Source organism: Microcoleus sp. N9_A2 (assembly GCF_036701775.1).
Lineage (GTDB): Bacteria > Cyanobacteriota > Cyanobacteriia > Cyanobacteriales > Microcoleaceae > Microcoleus.
Map to the genome: position 1 here is coordinate 83527 of NZ_JAUBRH010000005.1, position 22793 is coordinate 106319.

Genomic DNA, 22793 nt, shown 5'->3' on the forward strand with positions numbered 1-22793 from the left:
TTGGTACTGCAAAGCCCCGCACACAAGATTATAGGAGTTAAGTCAAATGGCAAACAAACTCCAAGTTAAAACACAGTCGATCGGCTACAGCGACTTTTACTGGAACCGCTTTAGTCCGAGAGTTGCGACTATCAGCAGCGTCCGCAACGCCAATCACTGGGACGGCGGATTTATCACTTATATTGCATTTCCCACAAAAGTAGAAGCTACAGCAGCAATGAAATATTTGCTCTTGCATCAAAAAGCTGCTGATGTCGATATGCGGAAAGCCAAGCGAATGAAAGCAAAAGGCATTCGGTGGGAACTCAAAATTCGGGGTTTAGCTTTTAATGAAGTGCTGAAGCTAGCAACAATGGATATAACTGGAAAGCTAGTTATGTCGCCTGCCACTACTCAAGCCACAGGCTGATAAAAGCATTGAGATAATAGGTTGGGTTGAGACAACAAAACCCAACCCTTCCCATATTTGTCAATATCCATCTTCCTCTCTTTTCTCCTCCTCTGTGTCCTCAGCGCCCTCTGCGGTTCATAAAAAAACTCCTATAAAATATATGCGCTTCATTAGCCCCAAAACAGATTTTGCATTCAAAAAAATATTCGCTTCTTCCGAACATCCAGAAATTTTAATCAGCTTCCTAAATGCAATGGTGTATAACGGAGAACCCACAATCCAAGAAATAGAAATCATTGACCCTTATTCAGCCGGAAGCGTCACAGGATTGAAAGACACCTACCTGGATGTCAAAGCCAAGATTACCGGAAACAAAACCGTGATTGTGGAAATGCAGGTACTCAATGTAGCCGCTTTTGAAAAACGAGTAGTTTACAATGCAGCTAAAACCTATTCAACTCAACTCAAAGCTGGAGACGGTTACTTAAGATTAAATCCAGTCATTGCTTTAACCATCACCGATTTTATCTTATTTGAAAACACCGAAAAACTAATTTCAAAGTTTGAATTCACAGAAACTGAAGAGAAATTCGTCTATCCCAACTGCGAGTTAAAGTTAGTGTTTGTCGAGTTACCAAAATTCAAAAAAGAATTGAATGAACTCGAAACTTTGCCGGAAAAATGGATTTACTTTATGAAAAACGCGCCCTCTTTGGAAGCAGTACCAGAGACATTGGAGTCTGTTGAAGAGATTAATACCGCGCTGGAAATTGCCAACCGAGCAAATTTGACCCTAGACGAATTGAATGATGTAGACAAGCGAGAAATGTTTATCCAAGACCAAATCGGGTCTGTGATGAAAGGGATAGAAATTGGTATACAACAGGGGATTGAACAAGGAATCGAACAAGGAATCGAACAAGGAATCGAACAAGGAATCGAAAAGGGGAAAATAGAGGGGGAAATAGGATTAATTATGCGTCTACTCGTGCGGCGGGTGGGTGAGGTTACACCGGAAGTTCAAACTCGCATCCAGGGATTATCTGCCGAACAGTTAGATGATTTGGGAGAGGCTTTGTTGGATTTTAGGAGTCAAGAGGATTTGATTGCGTGGTTGGAGTCGGCGGGATGAACTGATGAGTTAAAAAGAGACTCAACGGTTGAAACGGTCGAGTCTCATCGGGGATTTTTAACCCGGATTTGGTATAATTCTCAATCTCTGCATTCATTTAAACTTTAGTATCTGCGGGAACTTCCCTCTGTACCAGTATCCAACCTAACAGCGCTAAAATAAGGCCAAGAGCGAGAAACCCTAAATCCCAAGCTAACTCGTTGATACCAGGTTTGACGTGGTGGATTCCCAAAATTTGATGGTCAACGATGCCTTCAACAAAGTCAAACAATCCAGCACCAATTAATATTGAACCGAAAAAAGTTTGAGTTGACAAAGGAACATCTTTGCGCTTCACAGCACTCCACAAACAGAAGATTCCCGCCACTGTTACCAACCAATCCGCAGCGTGAAACAATCCATCTCCGAGGGTATTTAATTCTAAACCGGCAACAGTAGCATCGGTTTTAATGCTGCTAAACATATGGTGCCACTGGAGGAGTTGGTGCAGCACAATGCCGTCAAAAAATCCGGATTGACCGATACCGAGGAGAATTCCTGCGATAATTAGAGGTCGGCGGTTGTTTACAGCGGTGGCGGGTGAGTTTGTGCGATCGTCCAATGGAAAACCTCAGATTATTTAACTGCTGAGCCTGGGTCTGTGAAGGGATTTGCCAGTACATTTTTTAGTTTTGCTGGGGAGGAGGGGCGATCGCATCATCCGCGAGAGAGATTTCTGGATACTCTTGATGCTTAATGCCAACTACAAATCTAGTTTATAATTTGATTAACTATTCATCAACCCTCATATTCTCAAACAAAATAGGTTGAATTCGCCTCAAAACTTCCTCAATTATATCTGATCGACATTCACTAAGAAAACTTGCTTGCCTTGCGCGATAATCTTGCATAACGGAGTTGATCCGTCATAATTACACCTGTTATCGCTTCACCTTCGGGAATGGGAACATAAAACGGATTTTTGCGTTGTGTGTTGCTAATGGGACAGACGAACACAAACCCCATTTTTCGGTTAAATTTAGTTTGACTCACCACCAGTGCAGGCCTAGTCCCCATTTGTTCGTGTCCTGCTTGAGGATCAAAATTGAGGCGAATAAAATGACCTCGTTCGGGGATATAGTTTACCAAACTTCCTCTCCTTCTGGTTTTCCCCAACAGACTTCTTCGCTAGATTCTATTTCGCCTGCCAATAATTCATCTAGGGTATACTTTGATATTTTATTATTTACAGGCTCTATGACCAGTTTCCCATTTTCTATGCTGCAAATTACTGAATCTTCGGCTTTAAGGTTGAGAAACTTTACTATGTAGTCTGGTATTGGCAAAGCCAAGGAATTACCTAATTTGCTGATGTGTATTTTGGCTGTCATACATTTGCGATGTTAACACTCAGGTTTATTTATTGTAACACAATATTGGGCGGGGCGGGTTTATTGAGATTGCTGTTTATAAACATAGAGGTTGGTGAACCCGCCCTTACATAACCTTTGTCTATGCAAATACTGCTTCTACGGCTTTCGGCAATTCTATGGGCACGAAATATGCGACTGGATACAAATAATCTTTGCCGGATTCATCAATAACTCGGATAAATTGATGTTCCGCAGCGCGATTATTCGGTATTATTTGGTAGATTTTTCGCACTTCCAATGATGCTTGATAGTCTTGATTATTAATGCAAACTACAAATCTGGTTTCTAAGTTAAACTTCATATTCGGATAAAGTAGTGAGTTCATAAACGGTTGCGTCTGTCATCAAAATCGACCCTTCTGCCGTCAACTCCCATCTGTCGCGCCACGAATCTGTTTCGGTATATCGTTTAGCCAAGCCATCAGCAGCCAGTTTTTTTAAGACAACCATCATGCCAGGTTCTCGTGGTACATCTAGACAGGAAAGTTGCTTTTCCAGTTGATACCAATTGCACTTTCCTCGACCTCTAGCTACTAATGCAAGAAGCACTAATTCAAGCTGAGTTAATTGAGTTAAATTTTGCATTATCAAGTCCTCCACGCTGGATGAAATAAAACGCCAAATCCTTGTCCCTAGCTGACGCACCCTACTTCACGAGAATTTATTGATACTTCTGGTGTTTTGCTTTGACTTGCTGCAATCTCTGTCTTTAATCCTAAAGCCTTCAGCAAACCCATAAATCGGTAAATCTCTTCTCCGCCTGATGCTTTCAGCAATTCCTGAAGTTGATCCCAATTTTGTAAATCGTCTTCAGCTATAATAGAGACTTGACTTTGAGCTTTAACTACATCTCTGAGTACCGTCAGTAACAGTTCGGATTCCGGTGCTGTTTCTTCTAGAATTGCTTGAATATAAGCAGCAGTTTCTTCAATATCTTGAAGCGAGTTAATCAGATAATCATGGTAACTGTGCGTTTTAGGCATCGTCTCTACTCCTGAATTCTATCCAGTATTCTTTGGCTTTGCGAATATCTCGATCTTGGGTACTTTTATCTCCACCACAAAGGAGGAGTATAATAGTTGAGTCTCTTTCTGCGAAATAAACCCGGTAGCCGGGGCCCCAGTCAATTTTCAATTCGGAAACACCCTCTCCTACTGATTTACAGTCTCCTAAATTACCAAGAGCAACCCGCTGAAGTCTACCTTTTATTTTAGCTTTCCCTTCGCGATCGCGCAAAGCATCAAGCCAGTCTTTAAAAGGGATTTTTCCTTCTAAGGTTTCATAGGTTTGAATTTCACGCTTGTGGACTTCCATGACTCTATGTAGTAAAAGCCTAAGTGTCAAATGATATCATTTCTGGTAGCTGCGATTTTGTATGTCATGGCGTGCGATCGAAGCGGTAGGGTGCGTCAGTGTGGTAATTCTCAATTATCACTGAAACTCACAACTGACGCAGCATTTATTCCGTGGTGCGTCAGTTGTGAGACTGTCAGGAAAGTAGCGACAATCCGAGAGTGACAAAGGAGGGATAAGCATTTCGGGCGGGTTGTCATCCCCCCCAGGTTTTTGCCGATTTTTTATCAAAATTAAATAAAATTTAAGATTTTCTTAAAATAAATAAATCTTAATTGCACTATAATTAGCGCATCTAGGAAGATTCAGTAGGTCAGGGGTGCGATCGGGCGATAAAAGCTGGAAAAATTAATTTGACCGCATCTTAGGCAAAAACTATTTCTAACTCAAATTAACTCAATACTTCTTAACTTAATACTTCGGACAGTTTGTGAATGAGAGCCTGAAAGTGTCATTGTACCGTTTGTATCGGAGCTTGACGAAAGCCTGAAACCCTCATTATACCCTTAGCGGTTGAAAACTGTCCGAAGTGTTGGTTTAACAGACTTCATAAAAAAGTAAATCACCTTAAAGGATGAAGTATGAACAGGATATACAAACTTCCAACCGCATTAGATCGCAAAACCATATTGCAAATAGTTCTACTTGCTATTATTTACTTCGGTGTCTCTAAGATATCACTCTCACTGGCTTACCTGCCTGGAGCTGCAACACCAATTTGGATAGGTTCTGGTCTTGGTTTTGCCGCTATCTGGTCATTAGGATATCCGCTCTTGCCCGGTATCTTTTTAGGTCAGTTCATCAGTAATATTTCTACTCAAGAGTTAACACCTACGAGTATCCTGCTCAGTTTTATCTTTGGAATTGCCGACGCATTAAGCCAACTCTTAGCAGTATATCTAATAAACCGATCTATCAGAGACCGTCATTTGCTCGATCGCGCTCAAGATGTTTTCTCCTTTGTACTATTCGCGGCTTTGCTGGCTCCTGCTTTGCACGCTACGATTTGTGTAACAACTATGTGTCTGCTTGGCAAAGCACCTTGGACAATCTATGGAGTAATTTGGTGGACATGGTGGACAGGGGAGGCGATCGGAACACTTGTTTTTGGACCAGTCTTATTAGCATGGAGTCGGGAACTTCAGCCAATTAAATTACTATTTAAACAAAGATTTGTAGAAGCAGCACTGTTACTATTCCTAGTAATTATCATCAGTCAGATTAGTTTTGGCGGTGGATATCCTGTCGTGTATATGTTGATTCCCCTCTTAGTTTGGTCAGCCTTTCGATTCGGACAACAGGGTTCAACATTACTAATCGTCATCGTGTCAGTCATTTCTATGGTGGGAACTGCTAAGGGTTTAGGGCCATTTGTTCGTCCGTCACTCAATGAGTCATTGTTACTATTGCAATCCTTTATGAGTGTTGTTGCTATTACAACTTTGATTTTATCGGCGGTAATTACAGAAAACACAGAAGCAGAAGCCCGACTAAAAAGAGCAAATGAAGAGTTAGAAAGTAGAGTCGAGGAACGCACAGCAGAACTCGCCCATGCTAAAGAAAAAGCCGAAGTTGCCAACAGTGCCAAAAGCGAATTTTTAGCCAACATGAGCCACGAATTACGCTCTCCTCTCAACGCAATTATGGGATTTTCTCAAATTATGACTCGCTCTCAAACCCTCCCTCGCGAACATCAAGAAAGCGTCGGCATTATCTCTCGCAGCGGCGAACACCTACTAACCCTCATTAACAACGTTCTCGACCTCTCTAAAATCGAAGCAGGTAAAACCAGCCTTAATCCTAAAAACTTCGATCTCCATCGCTTACTTGACGACATACACGATATGTTTCAAATGAAAGCTGAAGAGAAAGGTTTACAGTTACTCTTGGAATACGATCGCAATCTGCCTCATTACGTCCGTACCGATGATGTTAAATTGCGTCAAGTTCTCATTAACTTGATTAATAATGCTCTTAAATTTACTCAAGAGGGAGGAGTTTCAGTAAGAGTTAGCGTTTTAGAAACTCCTGTCCATTCCCAACAAACAGCGGCAGCGGCTGATACCAATTCATACACCATACATTTTGAAATTGAAGATTCAGGATCTGGAATTGCCCCTGAAGAAATTGGGAATTTGTTTGAAGCCTTCACCCAAACAGAAACCGGAAAACAAGCTCAGGAAGGTACGGGCTTAGGCTTGCCAATTAGCCGCCAACTTGTGCATCTTATGGGAGGCGATATTACAGTCAAAAGCCAAGTGGGACAATGCACAATCTTCTTATTTAATATTCAAGTTAATGAAGTAGAAGCTAGCGACATTGCTACACACCAACCCTCTCGCAGAGTCATCGCTCTAGAACCCAATCAACCCAAATATCGCATTTTAATAGTTGACGATAAACCTCTCAATCGCCAATTGTTAATTAAACTGCTATCTCCCTTGGGATTTGAGCTTCAGGAAGCCAGTAACGGTCAAGAAGCAGTTGACATTTGGGAGAGGTGGGAGCCAAACTTAATTTGGATGGATATGAGGATGCCGGTGATGGATGGTTACACCGCTACTCAAACTATTAAATCTCAGACAAAAGGTCAAGCAACGGCGATTATTGCTTTGACAGCTAGCGTACTAGAAGAAGAAAAAGCGGTGGTTCTGTCGGCGGGATGTGATGATTTCTTGAGGAAACCTTTCCGAGAGGAAGAAATATTTAATGGGATGAATAAGCATATTGGAGTGAAATATGTTTATGAAGAATTAACACCCAAAAATACGGATAAAATACAAACAAGAGAGGTTCTAACCACAGAAGCACTGGCAGAAATTCCGAGGAATCTATTAGCTCAACTCCAAGAGGCCGTAATGTATTCCGATTCTGAATTAATTGCTGCGGTGGTGAAAAAAATAGCTACTTACAATGAGCCTTTAGCTGAGGCGATCGCAACTTCTCTACACAACTTTGAATATGAAAAGGTTTTGAACTTAATTGCGGCTACTATAGCATAAAAGGAGTAAAACATGAACGACAGTCAAGGTCAAATTTTTATTATTGATGATACGCCCGCAAACTTACATCTGCTTGTCAGTCTTCTTAAGGAAAATGGCTACCTGCCGCGAGCATTTCCGAGCGGCAAGTTAGCTCTAGGAGTTATTGAACAATCATCTCCTAGTTTGATTTTGTTAGATATTCAAATGCCACAGATGGATGGCTACGAAGTTTGTAAACATCTCAAAGCTAACGAATTGACTTGGGATATTCCAGTAATTTTTATCAGTGCTTTGGATGAAATGATGGATAAGCTAAAAGCTTTTACTGTAGGTGGCGTAGACTACATTACAAAACCATTTCAAGCAGAGGAAGTTTTAGCTCGGATTTCTACTCATTTAGAACTCAGTCGCTTACAAAAACTCCTGAAACAGGAAAATTCTCTTCAGGCTCAAAAATTAGCGGAACAAAATTGCCAACTCCAGCAGATGAATGAAGCATTAGAGAAAGCTAATCAAGAGTTGAAAGAACAATACAGTCAACTCCAGCAAGCGCAATTGCAAGTAATTCAAAGTGAAAAGATGTCGGCATTAGGTAATTTAGTTGCTGGAGTTGCCCATGAAATTAATAATCCTGTGGGGTTTATTTATGGCAACCTCGACCAAGCTGGGCAAGCATTACAAGATTTGATCGAACATCTGAAATTATATGGCGATCGCGCGACTGAAACAGATATTAACAATCATGCCGCAGAAATCGAGCTAGACTATCTCCTAGAAGATGTGCCGAAGATGATAGACTCAATGAAAGTGGGGTGCGATCGCATCAAAAGTATCAGCACGAGTTTACGAACATTTTCCAGAGCCGATCGCGATTTTCCAGTGAAGGCGAATCTGAATGAAGGTATTGATAGCACAATTTTAATTCTCAAACATCGCCTCAAAGCTTCGGAATTTAGACCGGAAATTGAAGTTATTACTAATTATGAGGATATCCCAGAAATAAAATGCTTCTTGGGCCAATTAAATCAAGTATTTATGAATATTTTGGCTAATGGGATCGAGGCAATAGAAGAATCAAATCACGGACGTACTTTTGCCGATATTAAAGCCAACCCAAACCGGATTACGATCGAAACTGAACTATCGAGCGATCGCGAGTCAGTTTTAATTCGTTTTAGCGATAATGGCATCGGCATGACAGAAGAGGTAAAACAAAAAATTTTTGATTATTTATTTACTACAAAATCCGTAGGGAAAGGCACGGGTTTAGGAATGGCGATCGCGCGTCAAATCATAGTAGAAAAACATCAAGGGACAATTACAGTTAACTCTACTCCAGGAGAAGGAACGGAGTTTATACTGGAATTGCCGATTCTCAAAAATTAACCAAAATTATAGCAACCGCCAGGGCGGTTTAGGGGCGCTTAGGCTAGGGGAAGAAGGGAATAGAATCAGCGAATTTCAAAAACTCAGAACGTCTTAATTTTGTAAGTTCGGTTTAGTTCCACGGGCCCAACTTCAGTTCGCCTTCCCGGTGATGGCTAGCTTTTAGTTCGATCGCCCTTTTCCGACATAATTCGATCGACAAATTCGCAGCAATCTCATTAAGAATCCTAAATCCCAAAACCTCATTACCCAAACAGACCCTTTCTGTGGCAACCTAAAAAACAGCAGACACAATTTTATAGACCTTCGTAACAAAACTCTACCAATCAACTATGCAAACTCTGCCGAATCCAACTAAAACCCCCAACCCTCAGCCGATTTTCGACACCAGCATCAAACGCCGCAAAACCCGTCCCGTCAAAGTCGGCAGCATCACCATCGGCGGAGGCAACCCAGTCGTCGTACAATCGATGATTAACGAAGACACTCTCGACATCGACGGTTCAGTCGCAGGAATTCGGCGCTTGCACGAGATTGGCTGCGAAATCGTCCGCGTTACCGTGCCCAGCATGGCCCACGCCAAAGCATTAGCCGAAATCAAGCAAAAATTGCAAGCAACCTACCAAGCCGTGCCCCTGGTTGCTGATGTCCACCACAACGGGATGAAAATTGCCCTGGAAGTCGCCAAACACGTAGACAAAGTGAGAATCAATCCCGGACTTTACGTGTTCGAGAAGCCGAAAGCCGACAGAAGCGAATACACTGACGCGGAATTCGCGGAAATTGGCGAAAAAATCCGCGAAACCCTAGAACCTCTGGTGATTTCCCTGCGCGATCAAGGTAAAGCTTTGCGAATCGGAGTTAATCACGGTTCCCTCGCCGAACGGATGCTGTTTACCTACGGCGACACCCCCGAAGGCATGGTAGAATCCGCCCTGGAATTTATCAGAATTTGCGAATCCCTCGACTTCCGCAACATCGTGATTTCCCTGAAAGCCTCCCGCGCGCCCGTGATGGTGGCTGCTTACCGCTTGATGGCGCACCGGATGGACGAACTGGGCATGGATTACCCGCTGCATTTGGGTGTCACGGAAGCTGGCGATGGCGAATACGGCCGCATTAAATCCACGGCTGGCATCGCCCCGCTGTTGGCTGACGGCATCGGCGACACTATCCGCGTCTCGCTGACAGAGGCCCCAGAAAAGGAAATTCCCGTTTGCTACAGCATTCTGCAAGCCTTGGGATTGCGGAAAACGATGGTTGAGTATGTCGCTTGTCCTTCCTGCGGCCGGACTTTGTTTAATTTAGAGGAAGTCTTGCATCAAGTGAGAGAGGCGACGAAGCATCTCACTGGTTTGGATATTGCAGTTATGGGCTGTATTGTCAATGGGCCTGGAGAAATGGCTGATGCTGATTATGGCTATGTTGGGAAGCAACCGGGTTATATTTCTCTGTACCGCGGCCGGGATGAGATTAAGAAGGTTCCTGAGTCTGAAGGTGTGGCAGAATTGATTGATTTGATTAAGTCGGACGATCGCTGGTTTGAACCTGAATAGGTTTGGGGCGGGCACGATGGGATTGGTGTCAACACAGAGACTGCAACTTTTGAAAAATCTCGCTTCTATCTGAGGCCAGATCCCCCCTAGCCCCCCTTAAGAAGGGGGGGACAAGAGCGATCGAAGTCCCCCTAGCCCCCTTTAAGAAGAGGGGGGACAAGAAAGTCTTCTCAAAGTCCCCCTTCTTAAGGGAGATTTAGGGGGATCGAGACTTGTGCAGCAGATATACAAAGGATTTAGGCATTCGCAAATCAACTTCCTACACCCGCGTCCGCATTCAGGCGCGGCAGCCTCGGCTTCGGGAACAAAACTCGGCAAAGTTGAATAAATATGTATCCAAAATCCGACCAAGCCTTGCCTGTGTTAGATTGGGCGTGATTATTCTGAACTCTTTTCCTCCCGCGCGTCACACAAATGGTTATAACAAAACGAGGGCTTGTTCTAAGTGCAGCAGCGGTGGTACTCACTGCCGTAACTCTTGCAAACACTGGTTGCAGTTCTAAATCTCTGGCTTCTTTTAGGGGAAGCCCTAAAGAGTTAGTTGATGAAGTTTGGCAAATTATTGACAAAAGTTATGTGGATGGCACTTTTAACCAGGTTGACTGGAAAGCGGTGCGGAATGAATATTTGAACCGGACTTATACCAGCGACGACGAAGCTTACAAAGCAATTCGGGAAATGCTGAAGAAGCTGGACGATCCTTATACGCGGTTTATGGACCCTCAAGAGTTCAGAAATATGCAGGTTGACACTTCTGGGGAACTGACAGGAGTTGGGATTCAGTTGACTCAAGATGAGGAAACTAAGAAGTTGGTGGTGATTTCGCCGATCGAAGATACCCCTGCTTTTACCGCCGGTATTCTGGCAAAAGATATCATTACTAAGATTGACGGCAAAACCACTGAAGGTATGGATACGAATCAAGCGGTAACTTTGATTCGCGGCCCGGTAAATAGTGAGGTGACTCTGACTATTTTGCGGGACAAAAAGGAAATAGATTTTAAGCTAAAACGCGCTAAAATTGAAATTCATCCGGTGCGACAGTCAGTGCAGAAAAGCCCGATCGGAGAAGTCGGCTATATTCGCTTAAATCAGTTCAGTGCCAATGCTGCATCGGAAATGCGATCGGCAATTAAGGATTTGGAACAGAAAAAGGTAACGGGCTATATTTTAGACTTGCGTTCCAATCCCGGTGGGTTGCTGTACGGAAGTATTGAAATTGCTCGGATGTGGCTCAAAGAAGGTACGATCGTCTCGACAGTCGATCGAGTCGGTGAGGCCGATAAACAAACTGCAAATAAGGCAGAGCTCACAGACAAACCGTTAGTTGTACTGGTAGACGGCGGTTCAGCAAGTGCTAGCGAGATTCTATCCGGTGCTTTGCAAGACAACAAGCGCGCGGTTTTGGTGGGAACAAAGACATTTGGTAAAGGTTTAGTTCAGTCAGTACGCGGCGTGGGAAATGGTGCCGGTTTGGCGGTGACAATTGCCAAGTATTTTACTCCCAACGGCACTGATATCAACCACGCCGGGATTGAACCGGATTTTAAGGTAGAACTCACCGACGCTCAAAAACAGGAATTGAGGCGCGATCGCGATAAAATTGCTACCACAGCCGATCCGCAGTACGCGAAAGCTATGGAAGTTTTGACAAAGCAAGTTACTGGTAAAACAGGGAACGATAAGGCGGAGTCGAAACCGAATGCTGCGCCACCTAAGCCGACTGCGGCGCAGGCAAAACCGAGTCCGGCACCGGCTAAATCTAAGTAGAAAACCGGTGTTGGGTTTCAGTTAAAAAAAGCATTCGGGGAAAGATTTACGGCTAAAAGCCAAGATTTTAAACTCGAATGCTTCGCTATTTTTTGCTATCCGTCATTGCGAGTCACCTTAGCTTTCGCAATCCCTCATTGGGGCTGGCATTTGCCGGCGCGAATTAATCCGATGCGGCGGGCGATGGCATCTTCGGGCGAATCGTAAGGGCCCCACTTTTCAATAATACTGGGGTTTTGTTCTTCGAGTTGGGCGATCGTCTGCGAGGGCTCCGCCAACGGCAAAATTTCGCAATTACCAGCAGGACGTTTGACAATATAAAATTTGGGTGTTTCTGTCATAGCTAAATTCGTCAAATAAAAGCTGGATACTAACTAGGCAATTGGCTCATTATATCAAATAGGGAAACGGCACTGCCGTGTCCAAGACGTGTCTTAGCGTTAAACTCGCATTTTAGTAGTGGCTGAAACCCCTGTCGGGCTGCGGATTTAACTGCCTGCCACTAATAAGAATTAAAAAAAACTAACACTTTCGGAAGATGCCACAATATTTATCTATGATAAAAATATAGACATTTGTCTAAACAGTGCATTAAACCATTTCACAAGCACCGAAATATTCTAATCAATACCAAAAAAAACCATGCAATTTTTGCCCAAAACAATCCCTGAAATTCAACCAGAAATCCTACCAGTTAAAGAATCACCGCCAGAACTTGTTACTTTCGATGTGGGGGGGATGAAATGTGCCGGCTGCGCGAAAGCTGTGGAACGCCAACTCATGCAGTATTCAGGCGTAATTTCAGCTTGCGTTAACTTGGCCGTAGAAGTCGCGACGGTTGAGTGTGAACCGGGGGCTGTCGATGCAGAGGCTTTAGCAAAAAAGTTGACTGATAATGGATTTCCCTCTCAGTCTCGTTCAGGTGAAAATCAGCGGGAAGCAGAAGCGGCAACAATTGAACGGCGACAGCAAGAAATTCGACAGCAAATCAAGCAATTGACGATCGCCCTGATCCTAATTATTCTATCCGGTTTAGGTCACGTACTCGGCACAAAAGCCCCAATTCTCAGCAATATTTGGTTTCACTGGGGACTCGCCACCCTAGCTTTGCTGGTACCGGGCCGCCCGATTATCGTTGACGGGTGCCGCAGTTTGTGGCGAAATGCACCCAACATGAATACTTTGGTAGCTTTAGGCGCTGTTACAGCTTACACCGCTAGCAATGCGGCGCTGCTGTTCCCACGGATGGGATGGGAGTGCTTTTTTGATGAACCGGTGATGCTGCTGGGCTTTATTTTGTTGGGCAAAACTCTGGAACAGCAAGCCAGACGGCGCGCTGCATCAGCTTTGCAAGCTTTAATCGCATTGCAACCGGCGAAAGCCCGCTTAGTTGATTTTAAACTCCCGAGTTTAGATTTGCGATCGCAAGAATTGCCTTTAAACTCGACATCAGAGGTCTACGATCCACAATATATTGAAATTCCCGCCGATCGCGTCCGAGTCGGAGAATGGCTGCAAGTTTTGCCCGGGGAAAAAATACCAGTAGACGGTGAAGTCTGCGAAGGCAAAACAACGATAGATGAGTCGATGCTGACTGGCGAATCAATGCCGGTTTTGAAGCAACCAGGAGATACAGTGGCGGCGGGAACTATCAATAAATCCGGGGCAGTTGTGATGCGCGCAACTCGCACCGGTAAGGAAACAACTGTAGCTCAAATGGTGGCTTTGGTGCAGGCAGCCCAAACTCGCAAAGCGCCGATTCAAAATTTAGCTGATACTGTCGCGGGATATTTTGTGTATGGGGTAATGGCGATATCGGTTTTAACTTTCCTATTTTGGTATTTTGCCGGCACTCATATTTGGCCTTCTGTGCTTTTAGGACACGGGGCAATGAATATGGGACACGAGGCAATGAATATGGGAAATGAATTGCCAATTATTCATTATCAATCGCCTTTGCTGTTAAGTTTGAAATTGGCGATCGCAGTTTTAGTTATTGCTTGTCCTTGCGCTTTAGGACTGGCTACCCCAACTGCAATTTTAGTGGGTTCTGGCATCGGGGCGGAGCGCGGCCTTTTAATTCGCGGTGGTGATGTTTTAGAACGGGTGCATCAATTAGATACGGTGGTTTTTGACAAGACTGGCACTCTGACAACCGGAAATCTCACACTCACAGATTATTTGCCGATTTTCCAGAATTCTGAGTTGGATTTGAACTCGGATATTAATGTTGGCAACAGGCAAGATGCCTGTTCCACAATTGATGATGTTTCTGGCAACAGGCAAGATGCCTGTTCCACAATTGATGGAGTTTCTGGCAGCAGGCAAGATGCCTGTTCCACAATTGATGGAGTTTCTGGAGACAAACAAGATGTTTGTTCCACAATTGATGGAGTTTCTGGCAGGGTTGACTCAAAACTGCTGCAAATTGCGGCGGCGGTGGAAAGGGGCGCGTGTCATCCCATCGCCGCAGCGATTTTGCTGGAAGCGCAACAGCAAGGTTTGCCACTGCTGGCTGCTGAAGATTTCTACACGGAACCGGGATTCGGGGTTTCTGCTTTGGTGGAAGGCCGCCGGGTGTTCGCGGGGAATGCTGAGTGGATGAGCCAGCAGGGGGTCGCTGTGGCTGCGGAATTGTCGGGGTCTTGCAAAGGCAAAACGGCGGTTTACGTGGCTTCTGGGGGCGTTTTGCTGGGGGTAATCGGGCTAAAAGATACTCTGAGACCGGATGCTAAGGCGGCGGTGGAACGTTTGCGGGGTATGGGATTGCGGGTGATGATGCTGACGGGGGATACGGCGTCTGCGGCGGCGGCGACGGCGCAGCAGCTAGGTTTGGCGACGGCTGACGTTTTTGCCGAAGTGCGCCCGGATGGGAAGGCGAGGACGATCGCCAGTTTGCAAGCGCAAGGTTGTAAAGTGGCTGTGGTGGGAGATGGTATCAATGATGCGCCGGCTTTGGCTCAAGCTGATGTCGGTATCGGTTTGCACTGTGGCACTGATGTCGCGGTTGAGACGGCTCAAATTGTGTTGATGCGAAATGCTTTGATGGATGTTGTTGAGTCGATCGAGCTGGGGCGCGCTACTTTTAATAAGATTCGCCAAAATTTATTCTGGGCTTTTGCTTACAATACTCTGGGAATTCCGGTTGCAGCGGGTATCTTGCTGCCTGCAACCGGAATTCTACTCAGTCCTGCGGCGGCCGGAGCATTTATGGCGTTTAGTTCTGTTAGCGTGGTTACAAATTCTTTGTTTTTGCGCCGGGGATTTCGAGCTTAAATTTAGGGATTGCAGATAAAAGTCGGAGGTCATCTATCATTAGCGAGAAACTAATGATAGATGACCTCATCCCAATACGGATACCAGCCCCTCACTCACACCAGGAGTCGATAGCCCATAAGTTTCGACGTTAGTTAGAAGATCCTGATTCAATGCGAGAGTCAATCTAAAATCTACAATCTAAAATCGACTGATCGATCGCTAGAGTGCCATACTTTCCAAGAGTCGCCAGTTATTGTTGTTCATAATTGAACGACTCACTAGCTCGAACATTTGACGGCAGTGGTTATTGGTTTGCAGCGGTAGTTCCTCGTTTTTAATCACGAAGTTCATGCGAACCTCTGAGTCGCTGGCCGTGTTTTTCTCAATTAGGACTTCTGCAGTGACAAGTTTAGCAATCGAAACTTGACCTGGAAGCTCGCGAGCCATGACGGAATCTCCTGTATTGTAGATAATATCAAGATTGCATGACTCTAAAATTTCAATCAGGGATTGACGGAGACGGTCGATCGGAACGGCAACGATAAAAAAACCAGTATAGCGAGCCATAAAAAACTCCAGCCGTGAGGCATTTAGACTTTATTATCATACCGAACCTAGAACAGATGAACAGAACAATATGGATTTATTTTATTTAGATGGAAAGTTAGGGCAATGAAGGGCAAACTTATCGTATTTGAGGGGGTAGAAGGTGCGGGTAAAACTACGCAAATGCAGCGCTTGATACAGTTCCTGCAAGCAAGTTACTTTTTGACAGTCCGCTTGGTGGCTACTCGCGAACCGGGGGGTACTGAGTTGGGAAGGGGACTGCGACATTTGTTGCTGAAACAAGATGGGGGCGAATCTGTATCCGATCGAGCAGAATTACTCATGTATGCTGCCGATCGCGCTCAACACGTCGAAACTTTTCTCAAACCCGAGTTATCGAAGGGAACGATTGTTTTATGCGATCGCTTTACTGATTCTACGATCGCTTATCAGGGCTACGGCCGCGGTCTTAACTTAAATTTAATTAAGCAGTTGAATGACATTGCCACCGGCGGCTTGGAAAGCGATCTGACTTTGTGGCTGGATATTAATGTGGAGGCGGGTTTGGCGAGGGTAAAGGCTAGGGGAGAGCGCGATCGGATCGAGCAAGCTGATTTGAAGTTTCACCACCTTGTGCAGCAAGGTTTTGCGGAGTTAGCCGAGTCAAATAAATCTCGAATTGTCCGCATAAATGGCGATCGGCCTGAATATGAAGTCGCTCAGGAAATTCAAACTATTGTAACTCGTAGGTTAGAAGCTTGGGGATATTTAAATAATACCAATTCTGAAAATAAGCTTACATAGATAGCCAGAAACCGGGTTTTTTACGAAATATTTGCTAAAAATCCTCAACTTCGAGGAAAAACCCGGTTTCTTCGTTGTAAATAACTCACCATAGGGTAGTGATCAGGGCAAAATTCTTGAATAGGTAGTCATTACATTCAGCGCCCCTGACGCACCCTACAATAACTTCCTTCTGTCAACTGAATACTGTCAACTATCAACCCTTCGACTGCGCTCTTCGGGCAAGCTGTCAACTGTCAACTGTCAACTATCAACTGTCAACTGTCAACTATCAACTGTCAACTGTCAACTATCAACTGTCAACTGTCAACTATCAACTGTCAACTATCAACTGTCAACTGTCACATGGATTATTTCACATCATTAATCGGACAAGAGCGACCAGTAGAATTGCTAACACAAGCAGTCGAGCAAAACCGAATTGCTCCTGGTTATTTATTCGTCGGCTCTAACGGCATCGGCAAAAGTTTAGCTGCTCAGTGTTTCATCGAGCTTTTATTCTCAGCCAATCTTCCCGAAACCAGACTCATAGCCTCTGTACAAAATCGCGTGCAGCAGCGCAATCATCCAGACTTACTTTGGGTAGAACCAACTTATATGAACCAAGGCAAACGGCTTACACCAAAGGAAGCAGAGGAAGCCGGTTTAAAGCGGAAAGCACCACCACAAATTCGTTTAGAACAAGTTCGAGAAATTGGTAATTTTCTCAGCCGACCGCCACTAGAAGCGGCGCGTTCTATCGTAGTTTTGGAACAAGCAGAAACAATGGGTGAGGGAGCCGCTAACGGCTTATTGAAGACATTGGAAGAACCGGGAAAAGCAGCGCTAATTTTAATTGCTCCGACAGTGGAAAATTTGCTACCAACTTTGATTTCCCGTTGTCAAAAAATCCAATTTTCTCGGCTGAATCCCGAAGCAATGGCACAAGTTTTACAGCAAGCGGGATTCGCGGATATTTTGGATCATTCCGAGGTACTGGGGATGGCTCAGGGCAGTCCTGGGGAGGCAATTGCTATTTGGCAGCAACTGCAATCAATACCCGATGATTTGCTGCAAAAGGTGAAGCAGTTGCCTCAAAATCTGCTGTCTGCTTTGGAATTGGCCAAGGAAATTGATAAAACTTTAGATACTGAATCTCAGTTGTGGTTAATCGATTATTTACAACACTGTTACTGGCAGCAATTTTTGGCAGGGGGAATTAGCCGATCGCCCTTAGAACCCTTGGAAAAAGCACGACAATATTTGCTAAACTACGTACAACCGCGATTAGTTTGGGAATGCACACTAATGGGAATATGTCAAGCATAATTTAGTGCCAAGTTTTATCCCAATACGATGAATAACACAATGGAAAAAGCCACATTTGCCGCCGGTTGTTTTTGGGGAGTGGAACACAAGTTTCGCGCCGTTGCGGGTGTCGTCTCGACTGCTGCGGGCTACACAGGAGGTCACTGGCCGAATCCCTGCTACCTGGATGTTTGCGCCAGAGTCACTGGTCACGCTGAATCTGTGCTCTTGGAGTACGATCGATCGCAGGTGAGTTACGAAGCACTGCTAGATGTATTCTGGAACTGTCACGATCCAACCCAAATCAATCGCCAAGGCCCCGACAGAGGCGAACAGTACAGGTCTGTGATTTTTTATCACAATTGGGAACAAGAAAAAGCCGCTCGCGCATCCAAACAAAAATTGCAAATTTCCGGTAAATACGACAAAGATATTGCCACCGAAATCAAACCTGCTGCTGAATTTTATATAGCAGAGGATTACCACCAGCAATATATTGAGAAGAAGCGAGATTCGTCAAAAGTTATTAGTTAACAAGTAGGCAGACGCGACCAAAAATAAAAGATATTAGGGGCGGCTAAGGCAATAATATATACTAGCCACAGTTTATTATTAATGCAAAACCCGGTCTCCCCCAAGCCATGTTTATTTCCACCTACTCAGTAATAAATCATTAGTGATGAGATAGTGTTTGGTAGGAGCAATCCCCCCCCGTGGTAAGCCTATGCGATGGGGATGCGAGACAAATTTCAGCTTTGACGCTAAAAGAATATAGATGCGGGGCGGTTCAGTTGACAGTTGACAGTTGACAGTTGACCGCAAGATAGCGACCTCTACCTGGAAGGAAGAGGATTGGAGTAATGAATAGTCTTCTTTTAATTTCTCCCGCTTATGGGTTCCGGCTTTAAACCAATTTTTTTTGGTAATCGCAGTCTGAGGAGGATTGATAGCGTTTTAAACAGATTGTTACGCAAGTCATAATATTATAAAAATGCTGTAGTAGTTGGGGACGTAAAACCCAAACAATTTTGCAATCAATCCTAAATGAAGATCGGGAATTTATGTTTAAATTCTATTGACGTAATCCCAGTTTTTGCATCTATAATTGTAGTCATTAGTCAGCAATTATTAGTCATTAGTCAGATGACAGGAGGAAAAGGGAAGAATATCTACTTTTGCAGTCTTGCCTGTTTATTTGCTAAGCTAGAGGTGGCGCTCTGTCATCAATAAACCTTAGATTTATGCACAGGTTATTAACTGGGAAACTGCGAATAGAGTATTTAACAATACCGATCGCTAATCTTCCAGCAAATTTATCCGCTACTAAAATTGTACAGCTTACTGACTTTCACTATGACGGGGTTCGGCTGTCGGAATGGTTGCTAGAAGAGGCGATTGCGGCGGCAAATGAAGCCGAACCAGACATGATTTTTTTAACTGGTGACTTTATTACCTACGATCCCGCACCTATTTACGGCTTAGTGCAGCGATTGAAAAACTTGCAAAGTCGAGTAGGAATTTACGCGGTTTTGGGCAATCACGACCACTATTGGCCGGGGGCAAAAAAAGAGGTTGCTAATGCTTTAAATAGCGTTGGGATTCGGGTTTTGTACAACGAAGCAATCTATCCCTTGGGGTCAGAATTGGCTTTAGTTGGGTTGGCAGATTTTTGGTCGGGCGATTTTGCGCCTCAACCTGTAATGGCATCAATAAATCCCGCGATTCCTCGGATTGTATTGTCTCACAATCCTGATACTGCTGAAAAGCTGCAAAATTGGCGGATTGATTTGCAGTTGTCTGGGCATACTCACGGCGGCCAAATTGTTATTCCCGGTATCGGGCCTTTGTACGCTTGGGTCAGAAAAATTGGCTATTTGATTCCTCAACCAATCCGAAAGTTGATTCCTTTTCTGTCGGCTGGCGATCGAGTAGTTACTCACTGGGAATGGGCTAGCGGTTTGCATCAGGTGGGGAGTAATTTGCTGTACGTGAATCGGGGTTTGGGAACTTATTCGCCGGGAAGGCTATTTTGTCCCCCGGAGGTGACAGTAATTACTTTGGTTTGTCAAGATACGTAAAGGCTGGTTTAGGGTGCATACTTTCCCGATAATAGATAATATAGCAGAGGGCAGAAGCAAGAAGGAGCTTCGGCTTCGCGAGTGGGTAAAAAAAAGGAATTGGGTACAATTTCTATTATTATTAGCTGGCTTCTCCAAAGCGATAGCCTCTGCCGTAGACTGTGTGAATTAGCACAGATTCGCCCGGTGCTTCTATTTTGCGGCGCAGCAGGCGAATTTGAGCTGCTAATACATTGCTGCTGGGTTTTTCTGCTTCACTCCACAAATACTGGTGGATTTGTTCGTGTGTTAGCAATTGACCGGGATGGCGCATTAAGTATTCTAATAACTGACATTCTTTTTCTGATAAATCAATTGTGCGATCGCCCCGATAAGCTAATTGATTGTCGTAGTCTAGCTGTAAATCTGCAACTTGCAGCCGCCCGACAGCAACCTCGGCATCAAAAGTAGGAGGCCGCCGCAGTAATGCGCGGACTCTGGCTAGCAGTTCTCGCAGTTCAAAAGGTTTGACTAAATAGTCGTCTGCACCGGCGTCGAGTCCTTGTACGCGATCGTCTACGGTATCTTTGGCGGTGAGAAATAGCACTGGCGTACTCCGTCCTTGCGATCGCAACTTCTGGCAAATTGCTAGTCCGGTTTGTGTCGGCAGCATCCAATCCAAAATTAGCAAATCGTAATTGCCCTGCATGGCTAAATTGCTGCCACTTTCTCCATCGAATGCCACATCAACGATATAACCTTCGCGGGTTAAAACTCGACTCAAAGGGTCAGTCAATTCAACTTCATCATCAACTAAAAGAATCCGCATCCTGATTTCATATTTGAGACTTGAAATTTGAGATCTCAAGTTAAGTAAACTGATTTGTGCTAAATTTTCAAGTGGGCAATACTTTCCGATTCGCTGCAAGCTGCTGCTACCCATTCCTGGATTGCAGGCAAGGCAAAAATCGCATCCGCATAAGCTTTTGCTACTGAATCTAATTTGACTCCGTAGGTGACCAAACGCATCACAACTGGGGCAAACATAGCATCAACAACTGTGAATTTTCCGAACAACATATTGCCGCCTGTTCCGAATTTTTGACGGCATTCGCGCCAAATGCTAAAGATGCGATCGATCTCTGCTTCTACACCGGGAGTCATCCCTTCTCCCGGATAGCGGTTGCGGCAGTCCATCGGCATATTTTGGCGCAAATTTTGGAACCCCGCGTGTATTTCGGCGCAGATGGAACGGGCGATCGCCCGTTCCGCTACATCTGTCGGCCACAAATCATTTGCAAAGCGATCGGCAACGTATTCGCAAATTGCTAAAGATTCCCACACTTTCAAGTCGCCGTCGATTAAAACTGGCACTTTTCCCGAGGGAGAATAGCGCCGAATTTCTTCATGCGTTGTAGGCCAGTCTAAGGCGATTCTCACCTCGGCAAATTCCAGTCCAGCTTGTTTCATCGCCAGCCAAGCGCGCAGCGACCAAGAGGAATAATTTTTGTTGCCGATTACCAGAGTCAATTTGGTCATAATGTAGCTGTTAGCTATTTGCAATCGCCCGTGCAATTTTAAGTTTTAGATTTGAATACACAAAGACGTGAGACTGAATGACGATCCTCGAAGAGGATCGCCCAGTTCTCAGCACCAGCCTCTGCAAGCATTTTACATTAACAGCCTCCCAGCGTTCCGCGTTTTTCTGCAAACGGCGATCGGGGGGCTTGATCGAACACACCTGATTTGGCATTGAATGATCTGTGTCGGTCGAGTTTGACATCGTTAGCGGTAGGTACGGCTACTGTATAATCCATTTCCTCGGCCTCTACACCACGGCCTGAGAGGATTTCATCTACTGTAATTTTCAGGGAATCCGGGTCTACACTGTGAAATTCTCCGTCAAATTCTTGACTCTCAAACTCTTGATTGTTTTCCATACTGACCGCCCTTGAAAAAACTGACTAAATATAATATATACCCAAACAAAGGATCGAGCACTACCCGAAATTTATTTTTCGTTATGAACTCTATGTGTTATTCTGAGTTTGGTAAAAGCTGTTTCTGCTTGTACCGCGATTGCCACCTTCCCCAATTAAGAAATTTACCCTCTAAGAATTGACATGATTACTGTTGCACTTCCCAAAGGCGGATTGTTAGGAGATAGTATTCGGCTGTTTAAATCGGTTGGATTAGACTTCAGTGCTTTTCTCGATTCCTCTAACCGACAACTTCAAATTTATGACCCGACAGGCACTGCCAAAGCTTTGCTAGTAAGGACGCATGATGTACCTGTTTATGTGGAATACGGTCAAGCAGATTTGGGGATTGCTGGCTATGATGTTTTGCGGGAAAAAAAGCCGAAAGTGGCCAATTTAATTGATTTAAAATTTGGGAAATGTCGGCTGTCGGTGGCGGTGAAGGAATCTAGTTCTTATCGACGAACTGTGGATTTGCCTCCTCACGGTAGAGTTGCTTCTAAGTTCGTACACTGTGCAAGGGAATATTTTCACAATTTGAATTTGCCGGTGGAAATTGTGCCACTTTACGGTTCTGTGGAGTTAGGGCCGATTACGGGTATGTCGGAGGCCATTGTGGATTTGGTTTCGACTGGCAAAACTTTGCGAGAAAATGGTTTGGTGGAAATTGATGTTTTGTTTGAAAGTTCAGCTTATTTAATCGGTCATCCTCTGAGTTACCGTTTGAATACGGGGGGGGTTAATGAGTTGATCGGGAAGTTGAGAGAGCAAGTTTTGACGACTGTTTGATGCTAACTCCAATTAGAGTAGACTTATTGGATAAATCTTTCATTCATAGGGAAAGCACAGACGCAACGCAGATACAATGCACGATAGTTA

At 44.5% G+C, this 22793-nt stretch carries 24 protein-coding genes; 12 read left to right on the forward strand and 12 right to left on the reverse strand.

The genetic code is table 11. The features are described 5' to 3' along the window. The first annotated feature begins 46 nt into the window (after positions 1–46). A complete protein-coding gene (locus QUA44_RS04475) occupies positions 47–409 on the forward strand; it encodes a hypothetical protein (protein ID WP_333248772.1) in 363 nt (120 codons plus the stop codon). Positions 410–551: 142 nt separating this feature from the next. Continuing rightward, a complete protein-coding gene (locus QUA44_RS04480; protein ID WP_333248769.1) occupies positions 552–1523 on the forward strand; it encodes an Rpn family recombination-promoting nuclease/putative transposase in 972 nt (323 codons plus the stop codon). 97 nt (positions 1524–1620) lie between these two features. On the opposite strand, the gene QUA44_RS04485 is transcribed toward QUA44_RS04480, so the two are convergent. The 7 genes from QUA44_RS04485 to QUA44_RS04515 all read right to left on the reverse strand — a co-directional run bounded on the left by QUA44_RS04485 (position 1621) and on the right by QUA44_RS04515 (position 4248). After that, positions 1621–2124, reverse strand: coding sequence for a DUF2243 domain-containing protein (locus QUA44_RS04485; RefSeq protein ID WP_333248768.1), 504 nt, complete (start codon positions 2122–2124; stop codon positions 1621–1623). A gap of 251 nt (positions 2125–2375) precedes the next feature. After that, a complete protein-coding gene (locus QUA44_RS04490) occupies positions 2376–2651 on the reverse strand; it encodes a type II toxin-antitoxin system PemK/MazF family toxin (RefSeq protein ID WP_333248766.1) in 276 nt (91 codons plus the stop codon). Then, positions 2645–2893: a hypothetical protein gene (locus tag QUA44_RS04495; RefSeq protein WP_333248763.1), complete on the reverse strand. Its 249-nt coding sequence runs from the start codon at positions 2891–2893 to the stop codon at positions 2645–2647. Before QUA44_RS04495 ends, QUA44_RS04490 begins: the two co-directional genes overlap by 7 nt. 121 nt (positions 2894–3014) lie before the next feature. Then, positions 3015–3236, reverse strand: a complete 222-nt coding sequence (locus tag QUA44_RS04500) for a hypothetical protein (RefSeq protein WP_333248761.1) — start codon at positions 3234–3236, stop codon at positions 3015–3017. Further along, complete coding sequence (locus QUA44_RS04505; protein WP_172192306.1) at positions 3226–3519, reverse strand: hypothetical protein; 294 nt, start codon at positions 3517–3519, stop codon at positions 3226–3228. Before QUA44_RS04505 ends, QUA44_RS04500 begins: the two co-directional genes overlap by 11 nt. Positions 3520–3566: 47 nt before the next feature. Further along, entirely contained in the window at positions 3567–3917 is a 351-nt protein-coding gene (locus QUA44_RS04510) for a helix-turn-helix domain-containing transcriptional regulator (RefSeq protein WP_216670776.1), read from the reverse strand. Beyond that, a complete protein-coding gene (locus tag QUA44_RS04515; protein WP_172192304.1) occupies positions 3910–4248 on the reverse strand; it encodes a type II toxin-antitoxin system RelE/ParE family toxin in 339 nt (112 codons plus the stop codon). Before QUA44_RS04515 ends, QUA44_RS04510 begins: the two co-directional genes overlap by 8 nt. 620 nt (positions 4249–4868) lie before the next feature. Here QUA44_RS04515 and QUA44_RS04520 point away from each other — a divergent pair. From QUA44_RS04520 to ctpC, 4 genes are all read left to right on the forward strand, one after another. Then, positions 4869–7289, forward strand: coding sequence for an MASE1 domain-containing protein (locus tag QUA44_RS04520; protein ID WP_333193951.1), 2421 nt, complete (start codon positions 4869–4871; stop codon positions 7287–7289). 12 nt (positions 7290–7301) lie between these two features. Then, on the forward strand, positions 7302–8657 hold the full coding sequence (locus tag QUA44_RS04525; protein ID WP_333248757.1) for a response regulator: 1356 nt from the start codon (positions 7302–7304) through the stop codon (positions 8655–8657). A 332-nt stretch (positions 8658–8989) separates the two neighbouring features. Continuing rightward, positions 8990–10213, forward strand: coding sequence for a (E)-4-hydroxy-3-methylbut-2-enyl-diphosphate synthase (gene ispG, locus QUA44_RS04530; protein WP_333248754.1), 1224 nt, complete (start codon positions 8990–8992; stop codon positions 10211–10213). A 414-nt stretch (positions 10214–10627) separates the two neighbouring features. Beyond that, positions 10628–11983 carry a carboxyl-terminal processing protease CtpC gene (ctpC, locus tag QUA44_RS04535; protein WP_333248751.1) on the forward strand — a complete coding sequence of 452 codons (1356 nt, stop codon included), beginning with the start codon at positions 10628–10630 and terminating at the stop codon, positions 11981–11983. A 134-nt stretch (positions 11984–12117) separates the two neighbouring features. Here ctpC and QUA44_RS04540 read toward each other — a convergent pair whose 3' ends face one another. Then, positions 12118–12324, reverse strand: a complete 207-nt coding sequence (locus tag QUA44_RS04540) for a DDE transposase family protein (RefSeq protein ID WP_333248749.1) — start codon at positions 12322–12324, stop codon at positions 12118–12120. A 301-nt stretch (positions 12325–12625) separates the two neighbouring features. On the opposite strand from QUA44_RS04540, the gene QUA44_RS04545 reads away from it, so the two are divergent. Further along, positions 12626–15259: a heavy metal translocating P-type ATPase gene (locus QUA44_RS04545; protein WP_333248746.1), complete on the forward strand. Its 2634-nt coding sequence runs from the start codon at positions 12626–12628 to the stop codon at positions 15257–15259. A 201-nt stretch (positions 15260–15460) separates the two neighbouring features. Here the strand turns inward: QUA44_RS04545 and QUA44_RS04550 are convergent, their stop codons facing one another. Then, positions 15461–15808, reverse strand: a complete 348-nt coding sequence (locus QUA44_RS04550) for a hypothetical protein (RefSeq protein WP_190659999.1) — start codon at positions 15806–15808, stop codon at positions 15461–15463. 105 nt (positions 15809–15913) lie between these two features. Here QUA44_RS04550 and tmk point away from each other — a divergent pair, with 105 nt between their 5' ends. From tmk to QUA44_RS04570, 4 genes are all read left to right on the forward strand, one after another. Then, positions 15914–16591: a dTMP kinase gene (gene tmk, locus QUA44_RS04555; RefSeq protein WP_333248743.1), complete on the forward strand. Its 678-nt coding sequence runs from the start codon at positions 15914–15916 to the stop codon at positions 16589–16591. A 345-nt stretch (positions 16592–16936) separates the two neighbouring features. Next, a complete protein-coding gene (locus QUA44_RS04560; protein ID WP_333248741.1) occupies positions 16937–17899 on the forward strand; it encodes a DNA polymerase III subunit delta' in 963 nt (320 codons plus the stop codon). 39 nt (positions 17900–17938) lie between these two features. Further along, the gene (msrA, locus tag QUA44_RS04565) at positions 17939–18412 is read left to right on the forward strand and encodes a peptide-methionine (S)-S-oxide reductase MsrA (protein ID WP_333248924.1); all 474 of its coding nucleotides are present in this window, start codon (positions 17939–17941) and stop codon (positions 18410–18412) included. Between the two features lie 707 nt (positions 18413–19119). Next, on the forward strand, positions 19120–19956 hold the full coding sequence (locus tag QUA44_RS04570) for a metallophosphoesterase (protein ID WP_333248739.1): 837 nt from the start codon (positions 19120–19122) through the stop codon (positions 19954–19956). A gap of 121 nt (positions 19957–20077) precedes the next feature. Here the strand turns inward: QUA44_RS04570 and rppA are convergent, their stop codons facing one another. The 3 genes from rppA to QUA44_RS04585 form a co-directional block, all read right to left on the reverse strand. Continuing rightward, the gene (gene rppA / locus QUA44_RS04575; RefSeq protein ID WP_333248737.1) at positions 20078–20764 is read right to left on the reverse strand and encodes a two-component system response regulator RppA; all 687 of its coding nucleotides are present in this window, start codon (positions 20762–20764) and stop codon (positions 20078–20080) included. 59 nt (positions 20765–20823) lie between these two features. Beyond that, entirely contained in the window at positions 20824–21474 is a 651-nt protein-coding gene (locus QUA44_RS04580; RefSeq protein WP_333248734.1) for a glutathione S-transferase family protein, read from the reverse strand. A 137-nt stretch (positions 21475–21611) separates the two neighbouring features. Next, positions 21612–21875 (reverse strand): hypothetical protein, encoded by a 264-nt coding sequence (locus tag QUA44_RS04585; protein WP_333248732.1) that lies wholly within the window; start codon positions 21873–21875, stop codon positions 21612–21614. 183 nt (positions 21876–22058) lie between these two features. Between QUA44_RS04585 and hisG the strand changes: the two genes are divergently transcribed. Next, the gene (gene hisG / locus QUA44_RS04590) at positions 22059–22703 is read left to right on the forward strand and encodes an ATP phosphoribosyltransferase (protein ID WP_006633153.1); all 645 of its coding nucleotides are present in this window, start codon (positions 22059–22061) and stop codon (positions 22701–22703) included. Positions 22704–22793 lie beyond the last annotated feature (90 nt).

Excerpts from the sequence above, each read along its gene's own strand:
- QUA44_RS04475 (WP_333248772.1), top strand. The coding sequence starts at position 47 with ATGGCAAACAAACTCCAAGTTAAAACACAGTCGATCGGCTACAGCGAC.
- QUA44_RS04480 (WP_333248769.1), top strand. The coding sequence starts at position 552 with ATGCGCTTCATTAGCCCCAAAACAGATTTTGCATTCAAAAAAATATTC.
- QUA44_RS04495 (WP_333248763.1), bottom strand. The coding sequence starts at position 2,893 with ATGACAGCCAAAATACACATCAGCAAATTAGGTAATTCCTTGGCTTTG.
- QUA44_RS04500 (WP_333248761.1), bottom strand. The coding sequence starts at position 3,236 with ATGAAGTTTAACTTAGAAACCAGATTTGTAGTTTGCATTAATAATCAA.
- QUA44_RS04505 (WP_172192306.1), bottom strand. The coding sequence starts at position 3,519 with ATGCAAAATTTAACTCAATTAACTCAGCTTGAATTAGTGCTTCTTGCA.
- QUA44_RS04510 (WP_216670776.1), bottom strand. The coding sequence starts at position 3,917 with ATGCCTAAAACGCACAGTTACCATGATTATCTGATTAACTCGCTTCAA.
- QUA44_RS04515 (WP_172192304.1), bottom strand. The coding sequence starts at position 4,248 with ATGGAAGTCCACAAGCGTGAAATTCAAACCTATGAAACCTTAGAAGGA.
- QUA44_RS04520 (WP_333193951.1), top strand. The coding sequence starts at position 4,869 with ATGAACAGGATATACAAACTTCCAACCGCATTAGATCGCAAAACCATA.
- QUA44_RS04525 (WP_333248757.1), top strand. The coding sequence starts at position 7,302 with ATGAACGACAGTCAAGGTCAAATTTTTATTATTGATGATACGCCCGCA.
- ispG (WP_333248754.1), top strand. The coding sequence starts at position 8,990 with ATGCAAACTCTGCCGAATCCAACTAAAACCCCCAACCCTCAGCCGATT.
- ctpC (WP_333248751.1), top strand. The coding sequence starts at position 10,628 with ATGGTTATAACAAAACGAGGGCTTGTTCTAAGTGCAGCAGCGGTGGTA.
- QUA44_RS04540 (WP_333248749.1), bottom strand. The coding sequence starts at position 12,324 with ATGACAGAAACACCCAAATTTTATATTGTCAAACGTCCTGCTGGTAAT.
- QUA44_RS04545 (WP_333248746.1), top strand. The coding sequence starts at position 12,626 with ATGCAATTTTTGCCCAAAACAATCCCTGAAATTCAACCAGAAATCCTA.
- QUA44_RS04550 (WP_190659999.1), bottom strand. The coding sequence starts at position 15,808 with ATGGCTCGCTATACTGGTTTTTTTATCGTTGCCGTTCCGATCGACCGT.
- tmk (WP_333248743.1), top strand. The coding sequence starts at position 15,914 with ATGAAGGGCAAACTTATCGTATTTGAGGGGGTAGAAGGTGCGGGTAAA.
- QUA44_RS04560 (WP_333248741.1), top strand. The coding sequence starts at position 16,937 with ATGGATTATTTCACATCATTAATCGGACAAGAGCGACCAGTAGAATTG.
- msrA (WP_333248924.1), top strand. The coding sequence starts at position 17,939 with ATGGAAAAAGCCACATTTGCCGCCGGTTGTTTTTGGGGAGTGGAACAC.
- QUA44_RS04570 (WP_333248739.1), top strand. The coding sequence starts at position 19,120 with ATGCACAGGTTATTAACTGGGAAACTGCGAATAGAGTATTTAACAATA.
- rppA (WP_333248737.1), bottom strand. The coding sequence starts at position 20,764 with ATGCGGATTCTTTTAGTTGATGATGAAGTTGAATTGACTGACCCTTTG.
- QUA44_RS04580 (WP_333248734.1), bottom strand. The coding sequence starts at position 21,474 with ATGACCAAATTGACTCTGGTAATCGGCAACAAAAATTATTCCTCTTGG.
- QUA44_RS04585 (WP_333248732.1), bottom strand. The coding sequence starts at position 21,875 with ATGGAAAACAATCAAGAGTTTGAGAGTCAAGAATTTGACGGAGAATTT.
- hisG (WP_006633153.1), top strand. The coding sequence starts at position 22,059 with ATGATTACTGTTGCACTTCCCAAAGGCGGATTGTTAGGAGATAGTATT.